General features: G+C 60.8%; 8 protein-coding genes and 1 pseudogene. 8 read left to right on the plus strand and 1 reads right to left on the minus strand.

Annotation, left to right across the window (positions count from 1 at the left end):
- From I9P22_RS20315 to I9P22_RS20350, 8 genes and pseudogenes are all read left to right on the plus strand, one after another.
- Positions 1-82 (plus strand): annotated as a pseudogene (locus I9P22_RS20315) (IS5/IS1182 family transposase); the annotation flags it as partial.
- Between the two features lie 45 nt (positions 83-127).
- Positions 128-1,183 (plus strand): type IIL restriction-modification enzyme MmeI, encoded by a 1,056-nt coding sequence (locus I9P22_RS20320; RefSeq protein WP_199261564.1) that lies wholly within the window; start codon positions 128-130, stop codon positions 1,181-1,183.
- Positions 1,180-3,189, plus strand: a complete 2,010-nt coding sequence (locus I9P22_RS20325) for a BbrUII/HgiDII family restriction enzyme (RefSeq protein ID WP_199261566.1) — start codon at positions 1,180-1,182, stop codon at positions 3,187-3,189. The genes I9P22_RS20320 and I9P22_RS20325 overlap by 4 nt, the downstream gene beginning before the upstream one ends.
- A gap of 12 nt (positions 3,190-3,201) precedes the next feature.
- Positions 3,202-7,242: a DISARM system helicase DrmA gene (gene drmA, locus I9P22_RS20330; protein ID WP_199261568.1), complete on the plus strand. Its 4,041-nt coding sequence runs from the start codon at positions 3,202-3,204 to the stop codon at positions 7,240-7,242.
- Positions 7,239-9,086 (plus strand): DrmB family protein, encoded by a 1,848-nt coding sequence (gene drmB, locus I9P22_RS20335; protein WP_199261570.1) that lies wholly within the window; start codon positions 7,239-7,241, stop codon positions 9,084-9,086. Before drmA ends, drmB begins: the two co-directional genes overlap by 4 nt.
- 9 nt (positions 9,087-9,095) lie before the next feature.
- On the plus strand, positions 9,096-9,857 hold the full coding sequence (gene drmC / locus I9P22_RS20340) for a DISARM system phospholipase D-like protein DrmC (RefSeq protein ID WP_199261572.1): 762 nt from the start codon (positions 9,096-9,098) through the stop codon (positions 9,855-9,857).
- 1 nt (position 9,858) lies between these two features.
- On the plus strand, positions 9,859-10,344 hold the full coding sequence (locus I9P22_RS20345; protein ID WP_199261573.1) for a very short patch repair endonuclease: 486 nt from the start codon (positions 9,859-9,861) through the stop codon (positions 10,342-10,344).
- Positions 10,341-10,898: a hypothetical protein gene (locus I9P22_RS20350; protein ID WP_199261574.1), complete on the plus strand. Its 558-nt coding sequence runs from the start codon at positions 10,341-10,343 to the stop codon at positions 10,896-10,898. The genes I9P22_RS20345 and I9P22_RS20350 overlap by 4 nt, the downstream gene beginning before the upstream one ends.
- A 9-nt stretch (positions 10,899-10,907) precedes the next feature.
- Here the strand turns inward: I9P22_RS20350 and I9P22_RS20355 are convergent, their stop codons facing one another.
- A complete protein-coding gene (locus tag I9P22_RS20355; RefSeq protein ID WP_199261575.1) occupies positions 10,908-11,621 on the minus strand; it encodes a hypothetical protein in 714 nt (237 codons plus the stop codon).
- Positions 11,622-12,097: the final 476 nt, after the last annotated feature.

The raw sequence follows: 12,097 nt of genomic DNA on the forward strand, positions 1-12,097 counted from the left end.
CTACGACAAAACCGCAGACAGTTTCCTCGGCTTCATCGACATCGCCTGCATCAGGCTCTGGCTTCGCCATTTGTCAACATGACCTAGCCTCGCGTTTCAGGGCAACATTATCCTTGGCGATGGCTTTTTGGTCGATGATGAATTTGTCGAGAGAGAGCTGGAAAATGACGCTCAAAACTCAACTATTTTGTATCCTTATTTGATTGGGAGAGAGATCAATCAGAGCCCCGATCATCGCCCGGGCCGTTCCGTTATAAACTTCTTTGATTGGGATGAGAACAAAGCAAGAAGGTTCCAAGCCGCATTCGACAAGATCGAGAAGGATGTCAAACCGGAGCGCCAGAGGAAGAAGGAAGACGGTGAATTTAAGCTCAGGAAGCCGTTGCCGCAGCGCTGGTGGCAATATGCGGAAAAACGACCTGCCCTGTACCATGCTATTGGCCGCGGTCAGCTATTTGACTCTCATCCGAATGGCTGGAAACAAGGTGAAAAAAAATTAGATCGCGTCATTGTCTTTGCCCGCGCCGCAACAAAGTATCCCTGCTTTACGCTCGTTCCAAATACTTACGTGTATGCAGATTCGACCTGCGTCGTAGCAAGCGAGAGCTATGCAATGTTCGCTTGCCTGTCTTCGAATTTGCACACCGTTTGGGCGTGGCAATACAGCTCAAAGATGAAGCAAGACTTGCGTTATACCCACGGCGATATTTTCGAGACCTTCCCGTTTCCTGACGGCGTTCTTTCGGATGAGGACCCGGAGCTGACAGCGCTCGGTGAAAAGTTCTTCGATGCGCGGCGCGACTATATGGTCGCGAACGGCAAGGGCATGACGAAGTTCTACAACGATTTGCACGCGCCCGATTGCAACGACCCGGCGATCGTCGCCTGCCGGGAATTCCAAAAAGAAATCGATGACGCTGTACTGGCGGCCTATGAAATCGATGATATCGATTTGGATATCGGGTTCCATCAAGTCGGCTACCTGCCGGCAGGCAAGAACACGCGCTACACCATGAGCGAGGACGCGCGCCAGAAGGTCCTCGCCCGGCTGGCGCTCCTCAACAAGGAACGGCACGAGGCAGAGAGCAAGTCCGGCAACGCCAGCAGGCGCGTCAAATCCGTAAAGGCTTCCAATACTGATGCGCTTGATGACCTATTCACAGCGCTGGGAGGCGGTCTATGACGGACACCACACAAGAGCAAACATCGCTGGCACTGGATGAGAGCGCGACCGCCGCTGATACCTACCGTATGACGGTCGACCTCAACGTGCTCGACCATCTCGGCATCAACCTCTACAGCAACATCGCCGCCGTTCTGACCGAGGCCGTCGCCAACGCCTGGGACGCGGACGCGCAGACCGTCGAGATTACGATCGACCCGGATGCACAATGGATCGAGATCGTCGATGACGGCATCGGCATGACCATCGCCGACATGAACGAGAAATACCTGCGTGTCGGCTACCGGCGGCGGGAGGAAGACGACACATGCGGTAGGACGACCGCCAAAGGTCGCCAGGTCATGGGCCGCAAGGGCCTCGGCAAACTCTCCCTGTTTTCGATCGCCAACCTGATTGATGTGCAGTCGGCCAAAGACGGTCAATCACATGGCCTGCGGATGAGCGTCGACGGTATTCACGAGTCCGTCGAAAACAAGGAACCGTTCTACCGCCCGGCCCCTCTTCCTGCCGACGAGGTTACGGTCACCAAAGGCACAAAAATCGTGCTGAGCGACATCAAACGCCAAAGGCTCGGTCGGGGCGCGGCGGCCTTACGTAAGCGGCTCGCACGCCGATTTTCCGTGATCGGTGCGTTACACGATTTCACGATCACGATCGACGGCTACCCCATCACTACGGATGACCGTGGAGACCTACCGATTGTGCAGTTCCTCTGGACCATGGGCGAGTTCGAGCCGGAGGCGTCTTCAATTCCCAAGGTGCTCGAACAGGAGACACTCCCCCACCGGTTCGATGGCTGGGACACGGATTGGAGCGTCGATGGATGGATCGGGACGGCGCGACTTCCCAAGCAACTCGACAGTGAAGACGCCGGCAACCTGAACGGCATCGTGGTGTTCGCGCGCGGGCGATTGTTCCACGAGAATATCCTCGACAAGGTCAATGACGGCCGGCTCTACACCAAGTACCTGACCGGGCAGATCGAGGCCGATTTCCTTGATGAGGACGACGAACCCGACATCGCGACCAGCGATCGTCAGCGCGTACAGGAGGACGACCCGCGCTATGCCCAGCTTCTGGCGTTTCTGCGCTCGCGCCTCACGCAGGTCGAAAAGCGCTGGACCGAGTGGCGGCGCAAGCACGAGGTCGATAAGGCCAAGGAAACGTCGCCGGCCCTAGCCGAATGGTTCGAGACGCTGCCGGAGGGTTTTCGCAAGAGCGCGGAAACCTTGATCGCCAAGCTCAGCGCCCTGCCGGTCGACGAGGACGAGGACCGGAAGCTGCTCTACCGGCACGGCATTCTCGCGTTCGAACGAATGCGAATACGCGGCTCTACTGAGGAATTCGTCGCCAGTATCCACACCGTCGATCAGTTGCTCACCGTGCTAGCGGATCGCGACTCCCTCGAAGCGTCCCTGTACCGGGACATCGTCAAGTCACGCCTCGATGCGATCAAGGACTTCCAAGAGATCGTCGACGAGGACGCCAAAGAAAAGGTCCTACAACAGTACCTGTTCGACCATCTGTGGCTCCTCGACCCCGCGTGGGAGCGCGCCACGGACAGCGAGATCATGGAGTCACGCCTCACCGCCGAGGGCGTGATCATCAATGACCTGACGGAAAAGGAGAGGCTCGGCCGGGTCGATATCGCTTACCGCACCAATGCCGGAAAGCACATCATCGTCGAACTGAAAAAGGCAGGCCGGAAGATGAAGCTTCTCGAATTGCAGGAGCAGGGCCAGACCTATGTCGACAAGCTGCGCAAGATACTTCTAGCGCAGGAAGAAAACGCGCCCAACATTGAGGTTGTTTTTGTCGTCGGCAAGCCGCTTGATGATGAAAAGGACAACCCGGAACGGGTCAAGAATTCAATGGCTGCGGTCTCGCCCGGCAGCCGGATCGTCCACTACGACTCCCTGATCGCTGGCGCTCAAACGGCGTATTCCGGATACCTCAAGAAGAGCAGGGAACTGGACCGGCTCGAAAAGATCGTGGACAGGATTTAGGGGGCGTTGTCGATGGCCAAACAGCGGAACGCTTGGATTATCGTGGAAGCAGCCGATGCGGCTTCGTCGTTCTGGCCTGCATATACGGCCGTCTTGCGGGGCGATGGCAAGACGCTGACCACCATCGCCGAGGGCGACGGTCTCATCGTCGCAGACAATGCCGGCAATGTCGCGCGCGTCGGTCGTGTCCTGCGTATCCGCTCTGACATCAAGAGCACGACGGTCTATTTCGACCGCGTCGCCGACGGCACGGCGGATGCATCGCTTACGGCGGCCGGGCTGACGCTACCCGCATCCGGCGGGGCGGCTCGCATTCAGTGGGACGATTTTCAGGCGGCCGTTCCAAAGGTGACGGGCATGGCCGCCGCGGACGTGCCCCTGATCGAAGACCAAGCTTATATCCGTGAACTCCTGCAACTCGCCGTCACCGATGATCTTCTCGGACCGGCGAACGGACCGTACGAGCAGATAGTCGATATGGGTGTGCGCGACCGCTACCTAGTCGGCAAGATCGCGCCGCGGCAGCAAGGCGATGCTGGCAACGGAATCGAGGGACTCGAGGGACCACTCGAAGCGGAGGACGAGGAAGAGCCGGACGATCTAAATGTGCATACTGGCCGCCACGACCCCGGGGCGGAATTCGACTCGACCAGCGGCCATGTGGACACCGAGGCCGACACTGCGGATGAGATTGATGCCGCGAGCAACCAGTCACTTGTGCCCTCAAGTATCGGCTACACCTTCTGTGTCGACGGTGACGTGAAAACCATAGAGGTCGAGGCGCGTTGGGGGCGGTATGTGCGGTCGTACGATCACGACCACACCAAGACGGTGAACAGGAAAATCAAGGACGAGCACGGCAACGTCGTCGATACCGAACAGCAGGAGGTAAAAGTCAAAGTCTGGCAGCGCGAACCGTGCGGCGGGCGGATAACGGTCGACCTAACCGACGGCGCGATCGCCCATCGCGCTCCGGACGCAAGCCAGCCTGCGGTGCGTATTCAGGGGACAGTGCGCGGCAAGAACGCCAACGGCGACCGGCTCGTTACTCTCTTTCTGGTCAACGCGCAGGAAGAGCCCGAAGAAAACAAGGACAGTGCATGGCTGTTCCAGCCGGAATTGATCGCGCGCGCACCGAAAGACGAAGGCGATAAGGCGATCTTCCGGCGGCGGCTGGCGCTATCAACCCAAGGCGACGACCCGGAGCGCGATACGCTGGAAATGATCTACCGGCGTCAGGTCGAGTTCGCGGTCGGCCATGGTATCGCCGTCCATGCCGTCCTCCCGCCCGGCGACCCCGAGCGCGCTACCGAAGTCAGTACGGTGGTCATGCCGCAGCACGAAGTGCCTGTCACCGAGACGCCCGGCCTGCGTCCCGAAGACCGCCCGGCTATGCAGGAGATGGTCGACAAGGGCTTTCTCGATATGGAGGTGCTCGCGGCCCTGGAGCGCAAGGACCTCGTCAGCGCCTTGTCGGTGCTAGCGGATGATTATGTCACCTGGATTGGCGAGCAGAAGGCACGCATCGGCGCGGACGTCCTCGGCCATGACGACACGGCCCACGCGACGATCGCCCGCTGCGACGAGATCGCAAAGCGTCTCAATGAGGGGATCGACGTTCTGGCCGACCCCGCGAACGGCAAGGCGCTGACCGCGTTTCGCTTTGCGAACAAGGCAATGGCCAGCCAGCGCATTCACAGTATCTACGCGCTCGCGCGGCGGCGCGGCGAGGACGTCGAACTCGCTGATTTCGAGGTGCGTAAGAACCGCTCATGGCGGCCATTCCAGCTCGCCTTCATCCTACTGTCTCTGCCGTCGCTGACTGACCCGGCTCACAAGGACAGGACCGAACCCGTTGCCGCCCATGCCGACCTACTGTGGTTTCCAACGGGCGGCGGAAAGACAGAAGCCTATCTCGGGGTTGCCGCCTTCGCAATGGCCATGCGCCGTCTGCAAGGCGGTCTGGGCGGTTACGATGGTATGCGCGGACTCGGCGTCATCATGCGCTACACTCTGCGCCTGCTCACGCTCCAGCAATTCCAGAGGGCTTCGACGCTGATTTGCGCGATGGAGCTGTTACGGCAGGAGGCGATCGCCGCCGGCGACGAGTCCCTCGGGCATACGCCCTTCACGATCGGCCTGTGGGTCGGCAACAAGGTGACGCCAGGGACGACGCAGGACAGCCACAAGGCGATTAAGGACATACGCGATCCCGACAAGTTCGACGCTGGCGGCACGTCGCCCGCCCAGCTCACGAGTTGTCCGTGGTGCGGCAGCGAAATTTCAGACCGGCGCGATATCGAAGTCGATACGCTGCTGAAGCGTACGACGATCTATTGCGGCGACAAAAAGGGCCGGTGTGCATTCTCGAAAGGAAAATCGAGCAAGAAATCGCATCCCGGCGTGCCCGTCGTCGTGGTCGACGAGGAAATCTATCACCGTCCGCCGTCCATGCTGATCGCCACCGTCGATAAGTTCGCCCTGATGGCGTGGCGTGGTGAAACGCGGACGCTGTTCGGTCGTGCGACGAGCGAATGCGCGCGTCACGGTTTGCTCTGGCCGGAGGCTGATTGCACCGGCCGTCATCCGGCCAGCAAAGGCCAGCCCAAGACTGAAGCCAAGACGATCGCACCGATCCGCCCGCCCGATCTCATCATCCAGGATGAGTTCCATCTCATCAGCGGTCCACTTGGTACGATGGTCGGCCTCTACGAGACAGCGATCGACGAGCTTTCGGGCTGGAAGCTCGGGGACAAGATCGTCAAGCCGAAGATCGTGGCTTCGACTGCGACTGTCCGTAAGGCCCCGGAGCAGGTCAACAATGTATTCATGCGGCGGGTGGCCGTCTTCCCGCCGAACGGCCTCGATGTCGCCGACAATTTCTTCGCGGTCCAGCGCCCGATAGAGCAGATACCGGGCAGGCGGTATATGGGCGTCTGCTCTCCGGGCAGCTCCCGCCCGGCAATGCTCATCCGCGTCTATACCGCATTCTTGACGGCCTCGCAGGCGCTGTTCGACCGCTTCGGGCCGGCCGCCGATCCGTACCTCACGACCGTCGGCTACTTCAATTCGTTGCGTGAGCTCGGCGGCATGAAGCGCCTCGCCGAGGACGATGTGCAGACCCGCGCCTACCGCGTGCAAATGAGCCTCGTCGACCGGCCTGGCCTTGCGCAACGCAGTGTCAGCAATATCCGCGAGTTGACGTCACGGGTGTCGAGCCGGGACATCCCGAAATACCTTGACCAGCTCGAAGTGAAGTTCAAGGCACAGTTCGACCCGGCCGATGGCAAGTTCGTCACCAGGTGGGACGAAGGCGATGCGCGGTCGATCGACGTGGTGCTCGCCACCAACATGCTGTCGGTCGGCGTCGATGTGAACCGGCTGGGCCTCATGGTCGTGAACGGCCAGCCGAAAGGGACGGCGGAATACATTCAGGCTACCAGCCGCGTCGGCCGTTCGTTCCCCGGCCTCGTCTGTACTGTTCTCACTTGGGCGCGGCCTCGCGACCTTTCCCACTACGAGACGTTCGCACACTACCACGCCACGTTCTACAAGCACGTCGAAGCGCAGTCGGTGACGCCGTTCTCGCCACGAGCGATGGACAGGGGTCTGACCGGCGCGCTTCTGAGCGTCGTTCGACTGGAGAACGACCTCTACAACCCCAATGTCGGCGCAGGAGCATTGGAAAAGACGGACGATGCCGATGTCGGTCGGGCTGCCGATACACTGGTATCGCGCGCGTGGTCGATTTCGCAGGAGAGCTGGGTGAAGGCGCTCGCATCCGACGAGATCAAGGAGCGCGTCGATGAATGGGCGACAGAAGCCAACAAGGGTGGGCGCACGCTCGCCTACGAACGCAAGGGCACGAACAAGGCCACGACGGTGGCGTTACTGCGCAAACCGGGCATTCAGGCGTGGGATAATTTCACCGTCCCGATGTCGATGCGGGAAGTCGAGCCGGGGGTTCGACTCGTCATGAACACTAGGCGTTTCACCGGCACGGAACCTGACTGGACGCCACGGCCAGTCGACGACGACGGGGGTGACTCGTGACCAGTGAGAAGACACCCGTCGGCGCGGTCCGGCCCTCACAAATCCTCTGGACCTACGGGCCGGGGGCGCTCGTTGACCTTCCCAGCCTGTCGGTCGTCACGCTGGCGACCGACCGCTGGGAAGAAAGCCGCTGCCAGCCGATTGAGGAAGCCCGTTTGCTCGCCGCTGTCCGAAAGGCGCTCGGACAGCAGGTCGAGAAGCTTCGCGTGCCCCCGTTCCAGACTAGCGAAGACGTCAATGTCTGGTCGGCCGAAGCCAGTATCGGCGTTCCGGTCCGGCCGTTCCCGCGCTGGCTGCGCTGCGTGAAATGCGGCCTGCTTTCGCCCTATGATCTCGGCCTGTTCGAGTGCAAGGAAGACCGTTACCGGCCGGAGCGCACACGCTTTGTCCACAAGGACTGCCGGGGCTCGAAGGGAGACCAGCCACCGAAAGACGCGGACGCCGTCCCGGCCCGTTTCCTGCTCGCCTGCCGCGCCGGCCACCTCGATGACTTTCCCTGGCACTATTTCGTTCACAGCGGCCCGTCATCATGCAAAGGCCTGCTGCGGTTCTTCGAGAGCGGCGCGTCGCTCCAGACCGAAAACCTGTGGGTCAAATGCGATACGTGTGGCGCGTCGCGCAATATGGCGCACGCATTCGGGAAGTCAGGCAAGGAGAACCTGCCGCAATGCCGCGGCCGCCATCCGCATATGGACCAGTTCGACCACGACTGCCACGAACAGGCCCGTGCCGTGCTACTCGGTGCGACCAACAGTTGGTTTCCGATCACCCTGTCGGCGCTCGCTATACCGCTCGCGCGCGATCCGATTACCCAGCTCGTCCAGGACGGCTGGGACTATTTCGCGGACCTCGATTCTGAAGCCGAGGTCGCGATCACCGCCAAGACGCTCAAGAAGACCGGCGCTTTGCCGGGCATTGACAAGCACACGCCCAAGGCCATTTGGGACGTGATCGAGGCCATAAGATTCGGCAAGGCGGCCGGCGTAAGCGGCGCAGACATTAAAGGGCCGGAATGGGACGTGCTGACCGATCCCAATCCGCCGACCGACTGGCCGCATTTCCTGAGCAAGCCCGCCGCCGTCCCTGCCGCGTATAAAAAGCAGCTCCACAGTGTCCTGCTGCTGGAACGGTTGCGCGAAGTGAATGCCTTGCTCGGGTTCACGCGGGTCGAGGCGCCCGAAGAGTCCGGAAATCCCGATGAACAGCCTGTCCGCGCGGCACTTTGCAAAGATCCGCCGAAATGGGTGCCGGCCACGCAAGTGCATGGCGAAGGCATCTTCATACGCTTCGATGAAAAGGCGCTGCAATGCTGGGAAGCGCGGCCCGCCGTGCAGGCACGCGACAAGAAACTTGTTGCCGGTCATCGCGGCTGGCGCAATGCGCGCAAACTCGACCCGGACGAGGGCTATCCGGGAATCCGCTACGTCATGCTGCATACGCTTTCGCACCTGCTCATCAGGGAGCTGGCGCTCGAATGCGGCTACAACGCTGCCAGCATTCGCGAGCGCATCTACGCCGATACTGAAGGTGACGCGCAGCAAGCCGGCGTATTGATCTATACCGCGGCGGCCGACTCCGATGGTACGCTCGGCGGTCTGGTCGAGCTCGGAAAGCCGGACAATCTGGGCCGTCTTCTCAAACAGGCGCTCGGCCGGGCGACGATTTGTTCCTCCGATCCACTATGCTCGGAGCACGAGCCGGAGAAAGACCGCTCACTGCACGCCGCCGCCTGTCACGCCTGCTCATTCGTCTCCGAAACGTCCTGCGAGTTCGGCAACCGTTACGTCGATCGCGCGCTGATCGTCCCCACGCTGGACGAGACGGGTGCGGCGTTCTTCGATTGAGGTGCCGGATTGCAGGATTTGCTTTGTGCCATTACCGATCTCGTTTCCAACACGCCCCCTGAGCGCATCCGTCAGCTCGCCGGGCAGATCAAGACTCTGTCCGGCCCGGCCCAGGCGGCGGAACTGTCCGGCTGGGCACTGACACCCGGCGGTAAGCTAAGGGTCAGGGCCCTCACAGAAGCCTGGAAACCGAGCGGCATCCCTGCCGTCGAGCTCGCCGGTATGATGATCGGTGCGAGCTATGCCTATCACAAGGCGAAAACTGAACAGGCCGCCGAACTCGTCTGGACAGGTCCGTCCAGCGAGCTCGTCGCGACGCGCAAGACCGAACAGGCCTTGTTGCAGGTCATTCAGGGCGCGGAGAGCAAGCTCTTCCTGACCAGTTTCGTTGCCTACAAGCTCACATCTATCATGGAGGCGTTGACGGCTGCGGTCGATCGCGGTGTCGCGGTGTCCATGCTGCTGGAGTCCAGTGACCAGCACGGCGGCGGCGTATCGATCGACGGCATCGGCCAGATGGAAAAGGCCCTACCGACCGCGCACATCTATTTCTGGGGTGACCGACCCGAGAACTTCGCTGGTGGTAAGGTCCACGCCAAAGTCGCGGTAGCAGACGAAAGGCTCTGCTTCATTTCCAGCGCCAACCTGACCGGCCATGCGATGGAGAAGAACATTGAGGCCGGTGTTCTGATCTCCGGCGGTTCCATACCGCGCAATCTCCACAGGCACCTCGAAGCGCTTGTTACGACCCGCGTCATTACGAGGGTATAAGATGGACATGGTCGACCGTCAGACACGCTCACGGATCATGGCCAGTGTCGGTCAGAAGGACACCGGCGCGGAGATGGTGCTGCGCCGGGCGCTGCACGGAAGCGGCCTCCGCTACAGGCTGCATGTCCGCGGGCTGCCGGGAAGCCCCGACCTGGTCTTTCCGCGATTTCGCGCGGCAGTCTTCGTCCATGGGTGCTATTGGCACGCCCATGGATGCTACCGCTCCACCATCCCGAAATCACGCCGCTCGTTCTGGACCGAAAAGTTCGACGCCAATCGCCGTCGTGATTCCGAGAAGGCGGCCGCGCTGCGGGACATTGGCTGGCGTGTGCTGACCGTGTGGGAGTGCGCCCTCAAGGGCAAGACGGCACTGCCGATGCCTGACGTCGTTGATCGCGTGTCCGGCTGGCTTCGCTCCGAAGAACCGTGCGCTGAAATCGCCGGCCATGGATTGGCGGTCGCGAAGGCACAAGGGAAGGCGTCATGAAGATCATCTGCCTTGGTTGGGGGTCGTTGATCTGGGACCCGCGCACGCTGCCCGTCAGTTCGGGCTGGTCGCACGATGGTCCTTTGCTTCCGGTCGAGTTCACAAGGCAATCGAACGACGGCCGCATCACCCTCGCCATTACGCCAGATGCGTGCGCGGTGAAGGTGTTCTCCGCCTTGCTCAACGTCGTAACTATGGACGAGGCGTGCCGCGCACTCGCCGAACGCGAAGGGATTCCAGCCAAATTCATCACCCGGTCGGTCGGTCATTGGGCGGCATCGTCACAGTCAGACCATCCGCAGGCCAGGGCTATCGGTAATTGGGCCACGCAAGCAGGCTATGAAGGCGTCGTGTGGACCGCGCTCAAGCCGAAGTTTGACGACGCCTATGTGACGCCGAGTTGCGCGCAGGTGCTCGCCTATCTCGGCGGCCTGTCGGGCGATGCCCGCGAAAGCGCTGAGATCTACGTGCGGCGAACGCCTGCGGCCATCCGGACGGCATATCCTGATGAGATAGAACGCGCCCTCGGCTGGATACGGATTGATGACGCGTAGCGCGTGTTCTCACGCGTCCCAGACGATTTCCGCGGCAAGGTAGTCGTGCAGCACAATCCGCACGACAAGCCCGCCTTCCTGGAAAACGGCATACCTGTAGATACCGGGCTGGAGCTCGACCCATGAACCGACCAGGTCTTGCCCGGTCGCAAGGCGTGTCATCATGCGGCTGCCGACTTCGGGCCAAACGCCGTCGCCGCCGGTGATTTCGAATGCGGCACGTTCTTCCGGAGCGAGGCATTGTAGCGGCGTGAACCACACGCGCGCCGGATCGTCCATCAATGGCTCGCCATACTCGAAATAGGCGTGGCCGCGCGCATTCTTGACGAGGACCTGCCTGACACGGTCAGGCTCCGGCTTCCAGATGATCTGGGTCTCGCCGCCGATCGTCTTGTACGCGGTTTTCGCGCGCTCTATCCGTGCTTTGAGCTTTTCGTTCCGGCGCAGGATCTCGGCTGCGTGCGGGTTTGACTGGCGCGTGGGGTCGGTGCTCCCGCTCAACACCGCCGACAAGAAGACAAGCAGATATTCTTCGTCCTTCGAGAATCCACTGTTGCAGTCTTCACAAATGGCGACGACCGGGAGGTTTTCGGGATAGGGTTTCTGCAGCAAGCTCTTGGTTGGCACGTGGTCGCGGTTGGTTTTCACATCGCTCAGCCATCGCGTGCAGTGAATGCACCATGATTGGTTTCGCTCGTCGGTGAATGGTTCGATCTGCTGCATGAGTCGAAGATACCACGCCATTGCGCACTGGTCGAACATATAGTGAACGCTTCTGAAGCTGGTTGCCCCCTCCCGCAACCGACAGCCCATATGACAACACATGGTCCAAGGCCTCAGCTTTCAAAAGACTCCAACGTCTCTCGGTGCTGTGGTCGTGGTCAATTCGCATCGCGGCCATCAGGAACCAATAGCTGACAGACAACGTAGCCACCGCGATTCTCTCGGCGAACGATGACTGCCACATTCTCTAACGAAACTATCGTCGCATCGAGTCGGGTAAGGCCGCCGTTGTTTAACCGGCACTATCCGTTGTCCCTACGACTGCCCATTTCCGCTTTCGTCGTTTTTCAAGAGCAGGCATGTTTGTCCGTGCGCAGAAATGAATGAACCCGGCTTCGTCGTTTCGATATTCGGGTATTTATGGAGCAAAGCTGAATTTCTCGAAGCCCGCAAAGCGTTTCATACGCCATCGCCTT

The organism is Paracoccus binzhouensis, assembly GCF_016446475.1.
Taxonomy (GTDB): domain Bacteria; phylum Pseudomonadota; class Alphaproteobacteria; order Rhodobacterales; family Rhodobacteraceae; genus Paracoccus; species Paracoccus binzhouensis.

Bases quoted from the DNA above. Each gene is read 5' to 3' on its own strand.
- I9P22_RS20325 (WP_199261566.1), top strand. From the start codon at position 1,180: ATGACGGACACCACACAAGAGCAAACATCGCTGGCACTGGATGAGAGC.
- I9P22_RS20350 (WP_199261574.1), top strand. From the start codon at position 10,341: ATGAAGATCATCTGCCTTGGTTGGGGGTCGTTGATCTGGGACCCGCGC.
- drmA (WP_199261568.1), top strand. From the start codon at position 3,202: ATGGCCAAACAGCGGAACGCTTGGATTATCGTGGAAGCAGCCGATGCG.
- I9P22_RS20345 (WP_199261573.1), top strand. From the start codon at position 9,859: ATGGACATGGTCGACCGTCAGACACGCTCACGGATCATGGCCAGTGTC.
- I9P22_RS20355 (WP_199261575.1), bottom strand. From the start codon at position 11,621: ATGCAGCAGATCGAACCATTCACCGACGAGCGAAACCAATCATGGTGC.